At 73.2% G+C, this 17,846-nt stretch carries 17 protein-coding genes; 12 read left to right on the forward strand and 5 right to left on the reverse strand.

Translation table 11 applies throughout. The features are described 5' to 3' along the window. The first annotated feature begins 8 nt into the window (after positions 1 to 8). From ACFYOS_RS08920 to ACFYOS_RS08935, 4 genes are all read left to right on the forward strand, one after another. Complete coding sequence (locus ACFYOS_RS08920; RefSeq protein WP_387137270.1) at positions 9 to 650, forward strand: TetR/AcrR family transcriptional regulator; 642 nt, start codon at positions 9 to 11, stop codon at positions 648 to 650. Between the two features lie 138 nt (positions 651 to 788). Then, positions 789 to 2,321: an acyl-CoA carboxylase subunit beta gene (locus ACFYOS_RS08925; RefSeq protein WP_387137273.1), complete on the forward strand. Its 1,533-nt coding sequence runs from the start codon at positions 789 to 791 to the stop codon at positions 2,319 to 2,321. 78 nt (positions 2,322 to 2,399) lie between these two features. Next, positions 2,400 to 3,554 (forward strand): acyl-CoA dehydrogenase family protein, encoded by a 1,155-nt coding sequence (locus ACFYOS_RS08930; RefSeq protein WP_387137276.1) that lies wholly within the window; start codon positions 2,400 to 2,402, stop codon positions 3,552 to 3,554. A gap of 127 nt (positions 3,555 to 3,681) precedes the next feature. Beyond that, positions 3,682 to 6,258, forward strand: coding sequence for an ATP-binding protein (locus ACFYOS_RS08935; protein ID WP_387137279.1), 2,577 nt, complete (start codon positions 3,682 to 3,684; stop codon positions 6,256 to 6,258). A gap of 253 nt (positions 6,259 to 6,511) precedes the next feature. Here ACFYOS_RS08935 and ACFYOS_RS08940 read toward each other — a convergent pair whose 3' ends face one another. Continuing rightward, entirely contained in the window at positions 6,512 to 7,021 is a 510-nt protein-coding gene (locus tag ACFYOS_RS08940) for a MarR family winged helix-turn-helix transcriptional regulator (RefSeq protein ID WP_387137282.1), read from the reverse strand. Between the two features lie 102 nt (positions 7,022 to 7,123). Here ACFYOS_RS08940 and ACFYOS_RS08945 point away from each other — a divergent pair, with 102 nt between their 5' ends. Beyond that, complete coding sequence (locus ACFYOS_RS08945; protein ID WP_387137285.1) at positions 7,124 to 7,705, forward strand: YceI family protein; 582 nt, start codon at positions 7,124 to 7,126, stop codon at positions 7,703 to 7,705. A 249-nt stretch (positions 7,706 to 7,954) separates the two neighbouring features. After that, positions 7,955 to 9,433: a glutamate--cysteine ligase gene (locus ACFYOS_RS08950; protein ID WP_387137288.1), complete on the forward strand. Its 1,479-nt coding sequence runs from the start codon at positions 7,955 to 7,957 to the stop codon at positions 9,431 to 9,433. A 27-nt stretch (positions 9,434 to 9,460) separates the two neighbouring features. Here ACFYOS_RS08950 and ACFYOS_RS08955 read toward each other — a convergent pair whose 3' ends face one another. Beyond that, positions 9,461 to 10,867 carry a hypothetical protein gene (locus ACFYOS_RS08955; RefSeq protein WP_387137291.1) on the reverse strand — a complete coding sequence of 469 codons (1,407 nt, stop codon included), beginning with the start codon at positions 10,865 to 10,867 and terminating at the stop codon, positions 9,461 to 9,463. 116 nt (positions 10,868 to 10,983) lie between these two features. Here ACFYOS_RS08955 and ACFYOS_RS08960 point away from each other — a divergent pair, with 116 nt between their 5' ends. Together ACFYOS_RS08960 and ACFYOS_RS08965 are read left to right on the forward strand one after the other, a co-directional pair. Beyond that, positions 10,984 to 11,673, forward strand: coding sequence for a PASTA domain-containing protein (locus ACFYOS_RS08960; RefSeq protein WP_387137294.1), 690 nt, complete (start codon positions 10,984 to 10,986; stop codon positions 11,671 to 11,673). 98 nt (positions 11,674 to 11,771) lie between these two features. Next, a complete protein-coding gene (locus tag ACFYOS_RS08965; RefSeq protein WP_387137297.1) occupies positions 11,772 to 12,539 on the forward strand; it encodes a PASTA domain-containing protein in 768 nt (255 codons plus the stop codon). Between the two features lie 3 nt (positions 12,540 to 12,542). Here the strand turns inward: ACFYOS_RS08965 and ACFYOS_RS08970 are convergent, their stop codons facing one another. Next, positions 12,543 to 12,974, reverse strand: coding sequence for a hypothetical protein (locus ACFYOS_RS08970; RefSeq protein ID WP_387137300.1), 432 nt, complete (start codon positions 12,972 to 12,974; stop codon positions 12,543 to 12,545). Between the two features lie 100 nt (positions 12,975 to 13,074). Further along, positions 13,075 to 13,359, reverse strand: a complete 285-nt coding sequence (locus ACFYOS_RS08975; protein ID WP_387137302.1) for a hypothetical protein — start codon at positions 13,357 to 13,359, stop codon at positions 13,075 to 13,077. 630 nt (positions 13,360 to 13,989) lie between these two features. Between ACFYOS_RS08975 and ACFYOS_RS08980 the strand changes: the two genes are divergently transcribed. The 3 genes from ACFYOS_RS08980 to ACFYOS_RS08990 all read left to right on the forward strand — a co-directional run bounded on the left by ACFYOS_RS08980 (position 13,990) and on the right by ACFYOS_RS08990 (position 15,620). Then, positions 13,990 to 14,871 (forward strand): helix-turn-helix domain-containing protein, encoded by an 882-nt coding sequence (locus tag ACFYOS_RS08980; RefSeq protein ID WP_387137305.1) that lies wholly within the window; start codon positions 13,990 to 13,992, stop codon positions 14,869 to 14,871. Then, entirely contained in the window at positions 14,841 to 15,062 is a 222-nt protein-coding gene (locus ACFYOS_RS08985; RefSeq protein ID WP_387137343.1) for a DUF397 domain-containing protein, read from the forward strand. The genes ACFYOS_RS08980 and ACFYOS_RS08985 overlap by 31 nt, the downstream gene beginning before the upstream one ends. 159 nt (positions 15,063 to 15,221) lie before the next feature. Continuing rightward, positions 15,222 to 15,620, forward strand: coding sequence for a hypothetical protein (locus tag ACFYOS_RS08990; protein WP_387137308.1), 399 nt, complete (start codon positions 15,222 to 15,224; stop codon positions 15,618 to 15,620). Here ACFYOS_RS08990 and ACFYOS_RS08995 read toward each other — a convergent pair. Next, positions 15,588 to 16,190, reverse strand: coding sequence for a hypothetical protein (locus tag ACFYOS_RS08995; protein ID WP_387137311.1), 603 nt, complete (start codon positions 16,188 to 16,190; stop codon positions 15,588 to 15,590). The genes ACFYOS_RS08990 and ACFYOS_RS08995 overlap by 33 nt on opposite strands. 220 nt (positions 16,191 to 16,410) lie before the next feature. Between ACFYOS_RS08995 and ACFYOS_RS09000 the strand changes: the two genes are divergently transcribed. Further along, positions 16,411 to 17,846: S8 family peptidase (locus tag ACFYOS_RS09000; protein ID WP_387137314.1), on the forward strand; the 1,436-nt coding region annotated here is incomplete at its 3' end.

A 17,846-nucleotide genomic window follows, 5' to 3' on the forward strand; every position in this document is an offset into this window, starting at 1 on the left:
GTCCGGTTATGCCTCGGAACGTTAGCGGACCGCAGTCCGTTTCCGCCACCCCTCCGGCGGAACTGCTGTTGTTGCGTACCGCACCCCCGCGCGAGCGGGCCGACGCGGCGCGCAACCGGGCGGCCGTCCTGGACGCGGCTGCCGCGCTCTTCCAGGAGCGCGGGGTGGAGGCGGTCTCGATGGACGCGGTGGCCGCCGCCGCCGGAGTCGGCAAGGGAACGCTGTTCCGCCGGTTCGGTGACAAGGCGGGCCTGGCCGTGGCGCTCCTCGATCAGCAGGAACGCGCACTCCAGGAAGCGATCCTCTTCGGCCCGGCCCCGCTCGGGCCCGGCCCGGCCGGCGAGGCACCCTTCCCGCGCGGCCGGCTCCGGGCGTTCGTCGACGCCTACCTCGACTACCTGCTCGCCAATCTCGACCTCGTCCTGATGTCGGAAACCGCCTCGCCGGGCGGGCGCTACCGGATCGGTGCCTACCGGTTCTGGCACCAACACGTGACGCTCCTGCTGGCCGGGCGCGAGGACCCGGCGGCCGACGCGCACACCCTGCTGGCCCCCCTCGCCGCCGAGCACGTACGCGGGGTGCGGGACGAGTTGGGTGACGAGCGGCTGCGGGCGGGGGTGCTGGCACTCGCCGACGCCCTCACCGGCTGACCCCGGGCCGCGCCGCTGATGGCCGCTCCGGGCACCGCGGCCCGGTCGCTCGCCGGAGGGGGCGTGGATGCGCTAGCCTAACGATCGTTCAGGTCGGTCGGCGCGCTCACGAGGCGGCCGGTGGCAATGGGAGTCGGCGTGACGCTCGACGGTGAGGCCCTGGAGCAGCTGCGCAAGCGCGCCAAGGCGGGCGGTGCGGACAAGTACCACGCGGCGAACGCCGCCAAGGGCAAGCTCTTCGCCCGCGAACGGGTCGCGCTCCTGGTCGACGAGGGCTCCTTCGTCGAGGACGGCCTCTATGCCAATGCGATGGCCGAGGGGCTGCCCGCCGACGGCGTGGTCACCGGCACCGCCACCATCGACGGCCGCCCGGTCTGCCTGATGGCAAACGACTCCACGGTCAAGGCGGGCAGCTGGGGCGCGCGCACCGTCGAGAAGATCATCCGGATCATCGAGCGGGCGTACACCACGGGCGTCCCGATGGTCTACCTGGTCGACTCGGCCGGCGCCCGGATCACCGACCAGGTAGAGCTCTTCCCGGGCCGGCGCGGCGCCGGCAAGATCTTCTGGAACCAGGTCCGCGCCTCCGGCGCCATCCCGCAGGTCTGCGCCCTGTTCGGGCCGAGCGCGGCGGGCGGGGCGTACATCCCGGCGTTCTGTGACGTGGTGGCCATGGTGGACGGCAACGCCAGCATGTACCTCGGCTCCGACCGGATGGTCGAGATGGTCACCGGCGAGAAGACCACCCTGGAGGCGATGGGCGGGGCCAAGGTGCACTGCGCCGAGTCCGGGGTCGGGCACTTCCTCTGCAAGACCGAGGCCGAGGCGCTCGACGTGGTCAAGCGCTACCTGTCGTACCTGCCGGCGAACTGGACACAGACGCCGCCGCAGGCCGAGCCGATCGCGGCGGCCGAGAAGGCCGACCTGGCCGCGCTGGTCCCGGCCAGCGAGCGGCAGGCCTTCGACATGCGCCGGTACGTCAAGGGCCTGCTCGACGAGGACAGCTTCTTCGAGATCCAGGCGCTCTGGGCCAAGGAGCTGACCATCGGCTTCGGCCGGCTGAACGGCGAGGTCGTCGGCGTGGTCGGCAACAACTCGATGTTCAAGGGCGGCGTGCTCTTCGTCGACTCGGCCGACAAGGCGACCCGCTTCGTCCAGCTCTGCGACGCGTTCAACGTGCCGCTGCTGTTCCTGAGTGACGTGCCCGGCTTCATGGTCGGCAGCGCGGTGGAGAAGCAGGGCATCATCCGGCACGGCGCCAAGATGATCACCGCAATCTCCGAGGCGACCGTACCCAAGATCTGCGTGGTGGTCCGCAAGGCGTATGGCGCCGGCCTCTACGCGATGGCCGGCCCCGGCTTCGAGCCGGACGCCACGATCGCGCTGCCCACCGCCAAAATCGCGGTGATGGGCGCGGAGGCCGCGGTCAACGCCGTCTACGCCAACAAGATCGCCGCGATCGAGGACGAGACCGAGCGGGCCGCCTTCGTCGCCGCGAAGCGCGAGGAGTACGAGCGGGACATCGACATCGTCCGGCTCGCCAGCGAGCTGGTGATCGACGCGATCGTCGAGCCGCACCAGCTGCGCGCCGAGTTGGTCCGCCGGTTCGCCGCCGCCGGTGGCAAGGAGCGGCACTTCTCCCGGCGCCGGCACGGCGTCACCCCGGTCTGAGGCCGGTCCCGACCGACCGCAGCACCCGCCGTCCCGACGTCACGAGCGACCGACGGCCAGGCCACACAGGAGGAACAGATGGACTTCCGGCTCAGCGAGGAGCAAGAGGCGCTGCGGGAGAGCGTGCGGGACTTCGCCCGCGAGGTTGTCGCCCCGACCATCGCCGAGCACTACGAGCAGCACACCTTCCCGTACGAGATCATCCGCCAGATGGGGAAGATGGGCCTGTTCGGCCTGCCCTTCCCCGAGGAGCACGGCGGCATGGGCGGCGACTACTTCGCGCTCTGCCTGGCCCTGGAGGAGTTGGCCCGGGTCGACTCCAGCGTGGCGATCACCCTGGAGGCGGCGGTCTCCCTCGGCGCGATGCCGATCTACCGGTTCGGCACGGAGGAACAGCAGGCGCGGTGGCTGCCGAAGCTGCTCAGCGGTGAGGCGCTGGCCGGCTTCGGCCTGACCGAGCCGGGCTTCGGCTCGGACGCCGGCGGCACCCAGACCCGGGCGGTGCTGGACGAGTCGACGAACGAGTGGGTGATCAACGGCTCGAAGGCGTTCATCACCAACTCGGGCACCGACATCACCGTGCTGGTCACCGTCACCGCGGTCACCGGGACGAAGCCGGACGGCTCGAAGGAGTTGTCCACCATCATCGTCCCGTCCGGCACGCCCGGCTTCACGGTCGCGCCCGGCTACTCCAAGGTCGGCTGGACCGCCTCGGACACCCATGAGCTGACCTTCGACGACTGCCGGGTTCCGGCGGAGAACCTGCTCGGCCAGCGCGGCCGGGGCTTCGCCCAGTTCCTGCGCATCCTCGACGAGGGGCGGATCGCGATCGCCGCCCTGGCGGTCGGCCTCGCCCAAGGCTGCGTCGACGAGTCGATCAAGTACGCCAAGGAGCGCCACGCCTTCGGCCAGCCGATCGGCAACTACCAGGCGATCCAGTTCAAGATCGCCGACATGGAGTTGAAGGCGCACACCGCCCGGCTGGCGTACTACGACGCGGCCGCGCGGATGCTGGCCGGCGAGCCGTTCAAGCGCCAGGCGGCGATCGCCAAGCTGCACGCCAGCACCGTCGCGGTGGACAACGCGCGCGAGGCGACCCAGATCCACGGCGGCTACGGCTTCATGAACGAGTACCCGGTGGCCCGCTTCTGGCGGGACGCCAAGATCCTGGAGATCGGCGAGGGCACCAGCGAGGTGCAGCGCATGGTCATCGCCCGCGACCTGGGCATGTGACGCGAGGCCCGGCCGGGTCGGCCAAGGCCCCGGGCGGGTCGTTCGTCTGTCGGATATCGGCAGCGGACGGTCGGCTGGCCGACGATCGGCTGGGACGCGTCGGAGCCGATCCGTACTCTTCGGGCCCATGACTCCGGATCATGGTCGTTCGCGGAGCCCGGATGGTCGTACCCGTCTGTCCGACCTGCTGCGTGGGCACCGGCTCGCCGCCGGCCTCACCCAGGCGGAGTTGGCCGCCCGGGCCGGCGTCGGGGTGCGGACCGTCCGCGATCTGGAGCGAGGTCGGTCCGCGCGACCTCAGCGCACCACCATCGACCTGCTCGCCGACGCGCTCGGGCTGACCGGCGCCGCCCGGCAGGAGGTCCTCGCCGCGGCCCGGCCGACCCCGGCCCAGACCGCCGTTCCCGGCCCGGCCGCGCGGCACCTCCCGGTCACCGGCGCCGCGGCCCCCCGATCGGGTACGCGGATCGCGCTGCCCCAGCCGGTCCCGCTGATCGGCCGGGACCGGGACGTCGCCGAGGTGGCCGCCCTGCTCGACGCCGAGCACCCGATGGTGAGCCTGGTCGGCCTCGCCGGGGTCGGCAAGACCGCACTCGCCCTCAGCGTCGCGTACGCGGTGGCCGCCGACCATCCGGCCGGAGTCGCCGGGGTGCTGATCGGCGAGGGCTCCGACGCCACCGACGTGCTCGCCGCCTCGGTCGCGGTGCTCGGCGTGAGTCGGCTGGCCGACCTCCCCGACCTGCTGGCCGGCCGACCGGCGTTGCTGCTGGTGGACGCGGTCGAGCGAGCGCCCGGACCGGTGGCCGAGGCGCTGCGGGCGCTGGTCGCCGCCGCACCGACGCTGCGCGTGCTGGTCACCGGCCGCCGCCCGGTCGGCCTCCCCGCAGAGCTGGTCCGGCCGGTCGCGCCGCTCGACGTGCCGCCGGTCGGGGCGACCCCGACGGATCCGGCGGCGCTGGCCCGCTGGCCGGCGGCCACGCTGTTCACCGCGCGGCTCGCCCAGGTGCGCCGCGAACCGCCCACGCCGGCGGAGCTGCCGGCGCTCGCCGCGCTGGTCCGTCGCCTCGGTGGCCTGCCGCTGGCCATCGAGTTGATGGCCGCGCGGGGCCGGATCCTCGACGTCACCGAGCTGCTCGACCGGTACGGCGACCGCGTCCTCGACCTGGCCACCGGCGGCCGCCCCGGGTGGGAACCCGCCGAGCGGCCGGCCAGCCCGGTGACCCTGCGGGAGGCGGTGGCGACCAGCTACCGGCTGCTCGCGCCCGCGGAACGGGCCGCGCTGCGCCGACTCTCCGCGTTCCGCAACCGGTGGTCGGTGGAGCTGGCCGAGGAACTGCTCGCCGACGGCGGCGATCGGGAGGACGCCGTGCCCCTGCTCGACCGGCTGCGCGAACTCGGCCTGCTCAGCGTCCGGGGCACCGGCCCGTTCCGGTTCCGCCTGCTCGACGCGGTACGCGACTTCGCCACCGAGCAGGCCGCCGGCGAGGGCGAGCTCGTCCGGATCCGGAGCCGGCACGCCCTCGCCGTCACCGGGCTGGTGCTCCGTACCGCCCCGAACCTGGTCGGCGCAGACGTGCCCGCCGCCGTGCGGCTGCTGGACGAGGCGACCAGCGACATCATCGCCGCCCTCGGGCACGCCGCCGATCACGATCCGTTGACCGCGCTGCGGCTGGCGGCGGCGCTGCCCCGCTGGTGGCGGCTGCGGGGGCGGGACGTCTCCGGACGGCGGTGGCTGCGGCGGTTGCTGGCCGACCCGCGCACCGCCGACGCCGGCCCGGTGCTGCGGGCCTGGGCGATGATCGGGGCCGCCCGCCTGGCCGCCGAGCACGGCGCAGAGCCGGAGGAGCTGGCGGCGGCGCGGTCGGCGCTGGCCGCCTTCCAGGAGGCCGGCGAGGTGACCGGCGAGCTGTCGGCCCGCTCGGTGCTCTGCCTGCTGCTGCCCACCGTCGGCGCGCACGACGAGGCCCGGGAGCAGGCCGAGGCGATGCTCGAAGTGGCCGCCCGGCACGGCCGGGTACGCGGAATGGCGGTCGCGCAGACGCACCTCACCTGGCACGACGTCCGGACGGGTGACCTGGCCGGGGCGCGCCGCCGACTGGCCACGGTGGACCGGCTGGCCGCCGAGTGCGGCGAGCAGCGGCTCCGCCTGCTGGGCCGGGTCAACCTCGCCGAGGTGGCCCGCCTGGAGGGCCGGTACGCCGACGCCGTGGAGCAGGGGCGGCGGGTGGCGGCGGCCCTCGCCGAACTGGGCGACCCGGGGCACCGGCGCCGGGCGCTCGGCACGGTTGGGCTGGCCCTCGCCGAGGCGGGGCGGACGGACGAGGCGGTGGAGGTGGTGGCCGAGCTGCGGCCCGCCTTCCCGGTGCCGGATCAGCGCCGGCCGGTCGAGGACCGGCCCGGTGTCATGGAGGCCCGTGCCCGCCGGCCGGAGGACGCGGTCTGCGCGCTGATCGAGGGCCACCTGGCGCTGCACCGGGGCGACCGCGAGCAGGCGGCCGAGTGGTTCGCCGCGGCGGCCGACGCGGCCACCGAGGGGCGGGACCGGCGGGACGCGGTGGAGGCGCTGGTGGGCCTCGCGGCGAGCACGGCCGACGTCACGGTGCTGGACCGGATGGACCGGGCGCGCCGGTCGACCGGGATCAGCCTGCTGCGCCGCGAGGAGGATCTGCTCTACGCGCTGGTGGCCGCCCGTCCGAGACGGTGACCTCACCCGGTGTCCGGGCGCGATCGGCGAGGGGAGCGGGGTGGCGCGAGCGAAGAAGCCCCCTGTGTTGCCCCTCGCTCATCGCTCGCGCCGGCACCCCCCGGTGCGCCCCCGCTCGCAGCGAAGCCTATCCAGGCTGCCAGGCGGCTTTGGATGGTTTTGTGGGTTAATGCGGCGCAACAGCGGCGGTTCTGCCGGTCATTCTGCCGGTGACCGATCGGTACGCCCGGTCGACGGCTCGCCGGCCGCCGGGTCAGCAGTCGGCGGCGGTCGGCTGGGCGTGCGGCTCGGAGTCGCCGCTCCCGGCGGTCGCGCACGGGTGGACCGCGTCGCGGACCCGGCGCAGGCCGTCGAGGAGGGCGGCCAGGGCGGCCGGGTCGAGCTGGCCGGTGAACCACTGCTCGATGATCTGCAGGTGCCCCGGCAGGGTCTCGTCGAGCCGGGTCAGGCCGGCGGCGGTGACCACCGCGTACGAGCTGCGCCGGTCGGTGGGGCAGGCCCGGCGGCGGAGCAGCCCGTCGCGTTCCATCCGGTCCACCACCCGGGTCACCCCGCTGGTGGACAGCGAGGTCTGCGCCGCGAGGTCGGTCATCCGCAGCTGGTGACCCGGTGAGCGGGCGAGCCGCATCAGCACCTCGAACTCGACCGAGGAGAGGCCGTGCTCCTCCAACTGGGCGGCGAACCGGGCCGACAGCCCGGCGCTCGCCTCGAAGAGCAGGCCGATGGCGGTGATCCGGGGATCGTCGAACACGTTCTGGTTCACGCCACCATCCTAGCAGTCCTTGACACGGGGAATATTGCTGTGCCTATAGTTGCTAAGTCAGTCGTTGGGCTACTCAATCAATCTTCCCTGGAGGACAGCACCATGACCAGCAGCACCGAAGCGGTTACCCGCGACTGGGAGGGCCTCACCATCCCGGCCGCCGGCACCTACCTGCTGGACGCCGCTCACAAGCGCGTCGGGTTCGTCGCCCGGCACATGATGGTCAGCAAGGTACGCGGCGAGTTCGCCGAGGCGTCCGCCACGATCACCGTCGCGGAGGACCCGATGCAGTCCTCGGTGACCGCCACCATCCAGGCGGCCAGCATCCACACCGCGATGGCCGACCGCGACGCGCACCTGCGCAGCGGCGACTTCCTGGACGCCGAGAAGTTCCCGACCCTGGAGTTCCGCAGCACCGGCGTGAAGTCCCGGAACGGTAGCCAGTTCATCCTCTCCGGCGAGCTGACCATCAAGGATGTCACCCGCCCGGTGGACCTGGAGGTCGAGTTCGAGGGCGTCGGCCGTAGCCCGTTCGGCCAGGACATCTTCGGCTTCTCCGCCAGCACCGAGATCGACCGCGAGGCGTTCGGCCTCACCTGGAACGTCGCCCTGGAGACCGGTGGCGTCCTGGTCGGCAAGAAGATCAAGATCGAGATCGAGGGCGAGGCCATCCGCCAGGCCTGACCTCCCCGTACGGCCCCACGGGCCCGTGCCGTCACCCGACGGCGCGGGCCCGTTCGGCGTGTCCGGTCGGGTGCGAATTGTCACGTCCGATTCGCGGGCTTCGTGCGGTGCGGAGGGTGGCGGTTGGGTAGGAGAGCAGACCTGCGCCGGGCCCTCTGGTTCGGTGGGCCTGGGCGCACCTAACGTGAATGCTTCCACAATGCGTTCCGGAACGATACGGTTCCGTTGCGCTTCGCGCCGGGAGGACAGATGGGTAGAGACGTCGAGCAGGGCGCCTTCTCCCGGGAGGACCGGGTCCGCTACCGGCGGAAGGTCCGGCGGTGCCTGGACGTCTTCGCGCTGATGCTGGACGACTTCGGCTTCGACGCCGACCGTCCGATGACCGGGCTGGAGATCGAGCTGAACCTGGTCGACTCCGCAGCCGAGCCGGCCATGCGTAACGAGCAGATCCTCGCCGACATCGCCGACCCGCTCTTCCAGACCGAGTTGGGGCAGTTCAACCTGGAGTTGAACGCCTCGCCCCGGCTGATCGAGGGCACCGGCTTCGCCGACTACGAGCAGGACCTGCGCAGCAGCCTCAGCCGAGCCGACGAGCGCGCCGCCAAGTCCGACGCCAAGATCGTGATGGTCGGCATCCTGCCCACCCTCACCGAGCGCCACCTGGTCGCCGACAACCTCTCCACCAACGAGCGGTACCGGGTGCTCAACGACCAGATCGTCGGTGCCCGGGGCGAGGACATCGAACTGGACATCCGGGGCGTCGAGCGACTCCGGACGCACAACGACTCGATCGCCCCGGAATCCGCCTGCACCAGCCTCCAGTTCCACCTCCAGGTCGCGCCGGACAGCTTCGCCGACTACTGGAACGCGTCCCAGGCCATTGCCGGCGTGCAGGTGGCCATCGGGGCCAACTCGCCGTTCCTCTACGGCCGCCAGCTCTGGGCGGAGACCCGGATCGCCCTGTTCGAGCAGGCCACCGATACCCGGCCGGACGAGCTCAAGGCCCAGGGCGTACGCCCCCGGGTGTGGTTCGGCGAGCGCTGGATCACCTCGATCTTCGACCTCTTCGAGGAGAACGTCCGCTACTTCCCGCCGCTGCTGCCGATCGTCGAGGACGAGGACCCGGTGGAGGTGCTGCACGCCGGCGGGGTGCCCGAGCTGTCCGAGCTGCGGCTGCACAACGGCACCGTCTACCGGTGGAACCGGCCGGTCTACGACATCATGGGCGGCCGCCCCCACCTGCGGGTGGAGAACCGGGTGCTGCCGGCCGGGCCGACCGTGGTGGACATGCTCGCCAACGCCGCCTTCTACTTCGGACTGGCCCGCGGCCTCGCCGAGGCGGACCGTCCGATCTGGAGCCAGCTCACCTTCAGCTCCGCCGAGGAGAACTTCCACGCCGCCGCCCGACGGGGCATGAACGCCGTGCTGCACTGGCCCCGGCTCGGCGAGGTGCCGGTGACCACACTCGTGCTCGATGTCCTGCTGCCCAAGGCCGCGCAGGGCCTGGACCGGTTCGGCGTCGCCCGGGCCGAGCGGGACCGCCTGCTCGGCGTCATCGAGCAGCGGTGCCGTACCGGCCGCAACGGGGCGGTCTGGCAGACCGAGACGGTCTGGGCGGCCGAGCGGCACCGGGGCCTGGACCGGGACGCCGCGTTGCACCACATGCTCCAGCGCTACGCCGAACTCCAGCGCAGCAACGAGCCCGTGCACACCTGGCCGGTCGACTGACCCCTCGCCTCGTCCGCCTCGGGTCGGTCAGCGGCCGCGGCGGCGGGCCTTCGGCCCGGTGCCCGAAGCGGTCGCGTCGCTCCTCGGACCGGCGGCCGGAGTGGTCCCGGCCCCCGTCGGCGCGGCGTCGGAGGAGCCACCACTGCCGGATCCGTCCGCAGGGGCCGGCGAGTCCGACGGCGTCCGCTGAGGCGGGATGGCCCGACCGCGACCGCCGGTGGCGCGCGCCCGCGCCGGCCCCGCGCTCTCCATGCCGGCCGACTCCGCGTCCGGCCCCGTCGGCTTCGCGCCCGACCTGGTCGGCTTCCCGCCTCGGCCGGCCGCGTCCGCGACCGGGTCGCCGGCCGGAGGAGCGACCGCCACGGGCTCGGTGGCCGACTCCGTCCCGCCCGACCGTCGCCCGAAGAGCCGCCAGCCGGATGCCGGCTTCGGGTCCACCGGCACGGTGTCGGCGGTGCCCGGTGCCTCGGCGGCCGGCTGGCCGGGTTCGCCGACGGATACGTCGTCCGGCTCGCCGGTGCGCTGCCGGGGCAGCGCCACGTCGGCGAGCGCGGCGGCTCGGCGTTCGGCCCGCTGGGCCAGCGCGGCGACCAGGGCCGAGCCGCCGATCCCGGCGATCACCGCGTACGGGGCGATCAGGTGGGCCGACACCTGCTCCGGGGAGATCGCCGCGAGCCTCGGCACGGCCAGCAGGTACGCCAGTGCGACGAGGATCGGCCCGGCCGCCCCGGAGGCCGCCGCCCCGACCCGCCGCTCCAGCGTCCGGGCCGTACGCCGGGCGGCCAGCGCGCCGATCACCACGGCGGAGCCCAGCGCGAGCAGGGCACCCGGCCAGTAGAAGTAGTCCCGGATCCAGTAGCGCTCGCTGTCCGCGCTGATCTGCCAGATGCCAAGCTGAGCGGTGCCGAGGCCGCGGCCGGAGCGCACGCCGTCCACCACCGACACCACGGCGAGCAGCCAGAGCCAACCGGTGGTGGCGACGAGGTTGCTGGCGGCAGCCCGGGAGTGCAGCGCCCAGATCGCCAGCAGCAGCCCGATGAGCAGCCCGACGGCGGCGTACCCGGCGGCGACGGTCTGCGGCGAGAAGGTGTCCGGCACCCGGGCGGCGCGGGCCGGTACGGCGACCAGCAGCACGGTGATCAGCGCGCCGACTCCGGCGGCGACGGCCAGACCGAGGTGCCGCAGCGTCCGGGCCGGTTCGTCGTCGTCCCCGCGCAACCGATGAGCGCAGACCGCACCGGCCACCACCGAGGTGGCGGAGATCCAGGTGGCCCAGACGAGGCTCGCGACCCAGGCCGCCTCGCCCGGGGCGTCGCCCGCCGGCGCCCAGTTGATGATGCCCAGGCCGTAGCCGAAGCCCAGCTGTGCCGCCGCGGCGCCGGCGGCCACGCCGAGCGCGGTGGCGATCGATCCTCCCCAGCCCCGTCTGGCCATGCCGGGGAGCGTAGCGTCCCAGGGTCGGCGCGGCGAGTCTTGACGGCAGACTCCTTCGCGCCGTGACGGCTTGGTGGCGGCGGGTACGGTCGCCGGGGACTTGGGCGGTGGACGCGATGACGGACGACGGGTTCCCGGACCGGCGGACCGGGGTGCACGACGGCCCGGGGCCGGATCGGACGAGGCTGCTCCTCGGCGGTGGCCTGGCGGTGGTCCTGCTGTCCGTGATCGGGGCGAGCGGCGGGTGGCTGCTCGCCGGGGAGCCGGACAACCCGGTTCCACCGGCCGCGGCGGTCAGCACCCCGCCAGGGCCGAGCGACGACCCGCCGACCGGGCAGCCGCCCACGGCCGGGCCGGAGCGTCCAACCGCGACGCGGACCACCACCGCGGGGGGACTGACTGTCCCCGAGGTGGTGGGGGCCGACTTCGTGGCGGCCCGCCGCGAGTTGCGCGACCGCAAGCTCGGCTGGCGGCTGGTCTTCGGCACCGGATCCGGCCGCTCCGTCGAGCGCACCTCGCCCGCGCCGGGTACCCCGGTGCGGCGCGGGGTCACCGTCACCCTCTGGGTCACCGGTCCGGCCCCGATCGTGTCCGTGCCGGACCTGGTCGCCCAGGATTGTGGCGACGCGGCGGACGACCTGGTCGAGGCGGGCCTGTACCCGCGCTACCGGACCGGCCGGCGGGGTCCGGTCACCGTGCAGGACCCGGTCGGCGGCGCTTCGGCGCGGTGGAACGACCCGGTCGCCCTCACCTGTGGCGACGCGCCGGCCGCGACCCCGGAGGGCACCCCGCGGCCGACGCCGTGACGGCCGGCTCGCCGGGCTGATCCCCGCCGATGGTTGCCCGGACCGATACCGTGGACGACGAGGGCCAGGCGCCCGGCCCGGCGGGGAAAGGACGTGCCATGAGCGACGACCGCCAGGAGCCACCCGCCAGGGACGCCGATGCGACCCGGGCCATGCCATCTCCCGGCGGTGCTGACGAGGCCGACGCGACCCGGTCGATGCCGTCCGGCGGCGAGGCCGACGCGACCCGGTCGATGCCCCGCGGCGAGGGGAACGCCACCGCGCGGCAGCGGCCGGCGGACGCCACCGCGCCGATCCCCCCGGCCTGGTCCGGACGGGCGGGGGTGCCGCCGCGGCCGGCCGGGTACCCCGAGCCCGGCGCCGAGTGGTACGCCGAGGAGCAGGCCGGTCGTCCCTGGTGGATGCCGATTCTGTTGGGCATCCTCGCGCTGGTGCTGATCGCGCTGATCGGGTTGGGGGTCTGGCTGGCGCTCCGCGCGGCGGAGCGGAACTCCGGACCCGGCCCGCTGCCCTCGCCCGTGCCGAGTACCGCCCCGGAGACGAGTGCCGCGCCGACCACCACCGCGCCGAGCACCTCGCCGCCGACCACGCCGCCCAGCCCGACGAGCGCCCAACTGTCGATGCCGCCGCTGGTCGGGTTGCCCGAGGCAGCGGCCGAGGCGATCCTCGACCGGCTCGACGTGAACTACCGGGTGCGGACGCGGGCCTCGGACCAGCCGGCCGGCACGGTGATCGAGACCGACCCGGCGGCCGGTGAGCAGATCTCCGAGGGGGACCGGGTCACCCTCGTGGTGGCCGAGCCCGCCGGTCAGACGACGGGGGCCGGCACGCCGAGGCCCAGCCCGACGGTCACGGCAACCCGCTGACCGTCACCACTGCCGGCGTCTCGTCCCGACCAGGCCCAGCCCGGCCAGCGAGATGGCGAGGCCGAGGAGCCCCGAGTAGAACAGCGACCGGCTGACGTCCTCGGTGTCCCGTACGCCCGCCGGGTCGGCCAGCGCGCTCTCCCCGGCGCCGCCGCCCGACTGGTCCGGGGTGGGTTGCGCGCCGGCGCCGAACGCGCCAGCGCCGGCCCAACCGGGCTCCTCCTCCGGATCGGTGGCCGGCGCGGTGCCCTCCCCGGCCACGGTGATCTCCGGAGCGGGTACGGGTTCGCTCAACTGCTCGGTGGAGGAGAAGGCGGGGTGGCGGACCACGAGCGCGAGTACGGTCGCGGCACCGATGACCGCCAGGAGCCCGAAGGCGTAGCCGACTGGGGACCGGTGGTGCCGCCGCGCGGCGGGCAGATTGACCATGACCATCCCAGGTTCAGGGTCCGGGACGCGCGGGGTGGAGACGTTTGCCGGGGTGGCGTACCGATTCTATGGCGGCGGTACGCCCCCCGACCGGGCAATCGCGGGGTCAGCCGACCGGGACCGGGGTTCGGACCACCGGGCGTCGGGTCCGCACCGGGTCCTGACGCGGTGCTGGTGCGGCCTGAGGCTGCTGCAGCCCCGCCTGTTGTACGAAGATCGACCGCCGGTTGACCGCGTCCCCCGCCGCGTTCAACTCGTAGCCGTCGAGCCAGAGCCAGCCGTCGTAGGTCGGCCGGTCGAGCACCCGGATCACCCGGAACATGATCGGTCGGAGGAACTGGACACTCGCCGCGCGAGTCACGCGCAGTACGTCACCGGAGCGGGGAAGCACATGGGCTCCTGGGAAGGTTCGGCCGGCCGGCGGGCCGGCGGAAGCTGATCGGGGGAAATGTCGGCCCGGTGCCGGGGTTGTGCCTCGTGGACCGGCTGATCAGGTACGTCGGTGCTGGTCGGGCGGTTGCCCGCGGTGGCGGGCCACCACCCGACCATCACCCGGCTGCTCCCGGTTACCGCTCCCGCCGCCGCAGCCAAGCTGGCGTACAGCGGCGGGGTCTTCACCCCGGGGCAGGTCTCACGGCGCGCGACGGCTCCCCTCCCGCCGTCCCCCGGCTCATGGGATCACCACGTCCGGAGATCATGCGAAGACGGTGAGTAACCCGTGCCATACCGACAGAGTGCATCAGTGACGTGCTTCATGCAAGTTGCACGTCGTCTTTTGCTGATACCCGATCAGGACACGTGAACGGGACGCTTGAAGCCTCAGGTCCGGGCCGGCACACTGGACGCCGGTTTCGCCCGTCGCGGCCGGTCGACGACCGGCACCACCCCCCTGCCGCGAACGATCACCCGCCGTCCGACAGTGGCGCCCCCGGCGGGTGTCGAACCGGGCACGATCGACCGGAGGTAGCCGGGTGAGCGCGAGGAGCCAGCGTTCCCGTCCAGCAACCCGCAGGGCGGCGTCGTGACCGAACGCCGCAGTCCCACCATCCGGCGTCGCCGCCTCGGTGCGGAACTCCGCCGCCAGCGGGAGGCCGCCGGGATCACCATCGAGGTGGTCGCCGAACAGCTGGAATGCTCAGCCTCCAAGATCTCCCGGATCGAGACCGGCCACACCACCGCGACCCCCCGTGACGTGCGGGACATGCTCCGCATCTACGGGGTGGTCGGCGCGGAGAGCGACGAGCTGGTGCAGATCGCCCGCGAGGCCCGACAGAAGGGCTGGTGGCATCCGTACAGCACGGTGCTGGTCGGGGCGTACGTGGGGCTGGAGGCGGCGGCCAGCTCCATCCGCGCCTACGAGCAGCAGGTGGTGCCGGGCCTGCTGGAGACCGAGGAATATGCGGGCGCGATGATCCGGGCCGCCCGGCCCGACTTCAGCGCCGAACAGGTTCAACAACGGGTGCGTGTCCGTCTGGGCCGCCAGTCGTTGTTGACGCAGGACGATCCGGTCGATCTGTGGGTGGTGCTCGATGAGGCGGTGTTGAGCCGGCCGGTTGGCGGCGACGCGGTGATGCTTGGCCAGCTCAACCGGCTGGTGGAGGTGGCCCAACTGCCGAACGTGACGTTGCAGGTCCTGCCCTTCGAGGTGGGCGCGCACGCCGGCATGGACGGCACCTTCACGATCCTCAGCTTCCCCGAACCGAGTGATCCCGATGTCGTGTACGCCGAGAACGCCACGGGTGGGCTCTTCCTCGAGAAGAGCGACGAACTTCAGAAGTACAGCTTCATCTTCGATCACATCCGAGCAGCGGCCATTCGCCCTGAGGAGTCGATCGCTTATATCGCAAAACTGGCAGAGGAGCCGTTGTGGAAGTGGCGACCAAGGAGTTCCCCGTGGACCTGACGCAGGCGACGTGGTTCAAGAGCTCGAAGAGCGGGCCGAACTGTGACAACTGCGTGGAGGTCGCGTACGTGACCGGGGCGGTCGGCGTCCGGGACTCGAAGGACAGGACGGGCCCCGCTCTGGTCTTCGCCCCGGGTGACTGGCACGCCTTCGTCGCCGGCGCCCGGGACGGTGTGTTCGTCCGGGACTGATCCGGCGAGCCGGATCGAGAGCATGGTCCCGCTCGGCAGCGTGGCCGGGCGGGACCATTTCGTTCCCACCGACCGGGCCGGTTCCGCGCACCCGTCGCCAGTTCCGTCCCGCCTCGTTGAACCGCACGGATCGGCAACCGAACGAGGCAGGCGAGACGGATGACGACGATCGGTTCAGAGAATCTCACCAACGGTCCGGGGAAGCCGGAGCGGTTCGGCGGCAAGTACCGCGGGACGCGCCGGGACACGGTGCTCACCGAGGTGGTCTCCACCGACACCGAGATCGGTGGCCGGGACCCGGTCGGGTCGGAGCAGTCGTCGCCGCTCTCCCTGCCGTCGCTGGACCCGAACCCGCTCACCGAGCCGTCGTTCCCGCCGAGCGGCTGGCCGGTGGAGCAGCCGGAGTCCCTGGTGGACCACCCGTTGCTGCGCGGCCTGCTGATGGAGTTGCCGCCGAAGGGCAGCGTGCCGCCACCCGGCTGGCTGGACCGCTGGTTCGACGCGACCCGGGCCATCCTCGAACTGCTATACGTGCAGGGGACTGGCCGCTCGCGGTGACCCGGCGGCCGCCGGCGGCATCGCCCGCTCGGCGAGCCGGTTGTGCCGCAGCGCGTGGCGCACCCCGATCACGGTGACGCCGAGCGCGCCGACGGTGATGGCGGGGCCGGCCATCGCGGGCGTGGCGAGCAGGTCGACGCCCGCGGCCGAGACCACGGCCGGGAGTACGGCGAGCGCGGTGACCTGGAGCGGGAGCCCGATCAGCGGGTGGGCCGCGGCCGCCCGCAGCCCGTGCGGGGCCGGGGTGTCCGGAGCGGCGGCGAAGGCACCGGCACCGGCCCGCAGCCGCCGTACCCGCCGCAGCGTGCAGACCGCGACGACCAGCGCGGGGGCCGCGGCGAGGGTGAGGCCGGCGGCGGCCCGGTCGATCGGCGTCGTCCCGGCGCTCTGCGGGCCCACGACCAGGATGGCCGCGGTCAGCAGCAGGCCGGTCAGGGTCAGCGCGGACAACCATCCGGTACGTCGGCGCAGGGCGCGGGCCCGGTCCAGCCGGGGCAGCCCGTCCGCCACGACGCCGGCGGCCAGCCAGACTGCGGCGACCGGGAGCAGAACGGTGAGATGGTCGTCCATGTCCACAGCCTTGCCCAGTTCGCCGTTCAGCGAATCCGGGGCGGCACCCCGGTTCGTCCCGTACACCCTCCCGTAGGGGTCATCCCATCGGCGTTATGGCGCATCCGGCATGTTCACAGTGTTCATACGGGGGGCCTAGCCTCTTCCTGATCGGTCAGCGTCGATTCGCCTGTGCCCCGCCGGGCGGACGGTCCTGTGCCGGTCGGAGGGAGGTAGGGAGATGGGTCTCCCACACGGGTCCGTACTCGTCGGATTGGCCACCCTGGCGATGGTCGCGGCGGCCAGCCCCGCCCTGGCGGCCGAGCCGAGCGGAGTGATCCGGAACGCCGGTGGTGCCGACGCGGTCGCCGACAGCTACCTCGTCGTGTTGAAGGACAGTGCGGTCGCCCCCAGCCGGGTCGCGGAGACGGCACAGCGGCTGACCGCCCGGCACGGCGGCACGGCGGCTCGCACCTGGCGTGCCGCCCTGCGCGGCTTCGAGATCCGGGTCGGCGCGCCGGCTGCCGCGCGGATCGCCGCCGATCCGGCCGTGGCGTACGTGGAGCAGAACCGCACCGTCTCGATCGCCGGCACGCAGACCAACCCGCCGTCCTGGGGCCTTGACCGGATCGACCAGCGGAACCTGCCGCTGAACAGCTCGTACACGTACCCGAACACGGCGAGCAACGTGCGCGCCTACATCATCGACACCGGCATCCTGTTCGGGCACAACGACTTCGGCGGCCGGGCGGTCTCCGGCTTCGACGCGGTCGACGGGGGCTCCGCCGACGACTGCAACGGCCACGGCACGCACGTCGCGGGCACCGTGGGCGGCTCCTCGTACGGGGTGGCCAAGGGCGTCCAGCTCGTCGGCGTCCGGGTGCTCAACTGCCAGGGCAGCGGCACCACCGCCCAGGTGGTGTCCGGGATCGACTGGGTCACCCAGAACGCGGTCAAGCCGGCGGTGGCGAACATGAGCCTCGGTGGTTCCGCCGACAGTTCGATCGACACGGCGGTCAGCAACTCCATCAACTCCGGCATCACGTACGCGGTGGCGGCCGGCAACGGCGACATCTTCGGCAACCGGCAGAACGCCTGCAACTACTCCCCGGCCCGGGTCGCGTCGGCGATCACCGTCGGCGCCACGCAGAACAACGACGCCGCGGCGAGCTTCTCGAACTACGGCACCTGCGTCGACATCCTGGCGCCGGGCGTCAACATCACCTCCGCCTGGTACACCGGCAACACCGCGACCAACACCATCAGCGGCACCTCGATGGCCTCCCCGCACGTGGCCGGCGCCGCGGCGCTCGTGCTCTCGGCGAATCCGACGTGGAGCCCGCAGCAGGTACGGGACAGCCTGGTCAACAACGCCACCCCGAACGTGGTGACCAACGTGGGCACCGGCACCCCGAACCGGCTGCTCTACGTGGTCAACGACAGCAACCCGCCGCCGACCAACGACTTCTCCGTCTCGGTCTCGCCCACCTCCGGCTCGACCGCGCCGGGTGGCTCGGTGACCGCCACCGTCGCGACCGCCACCACCAGCGGCTCGGCCCAGTCCGTCAGCCTCTCCGCGAGCGGCCTGCCGACCGGCGCCACCGCGTCGTTCAACCCGGCCTCGGTGACCTCGGGCGGCTCGTCCACCCTCACCATCACCACGTCGACGAGCACCCC

It is taken from the genome of Micromonospora sp. NPDC005806 (assembly GCF_042871425.1).
Classification (GTDB): domain Bacteria; phylum Actinomycetota; class Actinomycetes; order Mycobacteriales; family Micromonosporaceae; genus Micromonospora.

What these genes read in the sequence shown, in the direction of transcription:
- ACFYOS_RS08935 (WP_387137279.1), top strand. Translation starts at nt 3,682, where the DNA reads ATGACTCCGGATCATGGTCGTTCGCGGAGCCCGGATGGTCGTACCCGT.
- ACFYOS_RS08920 (WP_387137270.1), top strand. Translation starts at nt 9, where the DNA reads ATGCCTCGGAACGTTAGCGGACCGCAGTCCGTTTCCGCCACCCCTCCG.
- ACFYOS_RS08945 (WP_387137285.1), top strand. Translation starts at nt 7,124, where the DNA reads ATGACCAGCAGCACCGAAGCGGTTACCCGCGACTGGGAGGGCCTCACC.
- ACFYOS_RS08950 (WP_387137288.1), top strand. Translation starts at nt 7,955, where the DNA reads ATGGGTAGAGACGTCGAGCAGGGCGCCTTCTCCCGGGAGGACCGGGTC.
- ACFYOS_RS08970 (WP_387137300.1), bottom strand. Translation starts at nt 12,974, where the DNA reads ATGGTCATGGTCAATCTGCCCGCCGCGCGGCGGCACCACCGGTCCCCA.
- ACFYOS_RS08930 (WP_387137276.1), top strand. Translation starts at nt 2,400, where the DNA reads ATGGACTTCCGGCTCAGCGAGGAGCAAGAGGCGCTGCGGGAGAGCGTG.
- ACFYOS_RS08995 (WP_387137311.1), bottom strand. Translation starts at nt 16,190, where the DNA reads ATGGACGACCATCTCACCGTTCTGCTCCCGGTCGCCGCAGTCTGGCTG.
- ACFYOS_RS08960 (WP_387137294.1), top strand. Translation starts at nt 10,984, where the DNA reads ATGACGGACGACGGGTTCCCGGACCGGCGGACCGGGGTGCACGACGGC.
- ACFYOS_RS08965 (WP_387137297.1), top strand. Translation starts at nt 11,772, where the DNA reads ATGAGCGACGACCGCCAGGAGCCACCCGCCAGGGACGCCGATGCGACC.
- ACFYOS_RS08955 (WP_387137291.1), bottom strand. Translation starts at nt 10,867, where the DNA reads ATGGCCAGACGGGGCTGGGGAGGATCGATCGCCACCGCGCTCGGCGTG.
- ACFYOS_RS08990 (WP_387137308.1), top strand. Translation starts at nt 15,222, where the DNA reads ATGACGACGATCGGTTCAGAGAATCTCACCAACGGTCCGGGGAAGCCG.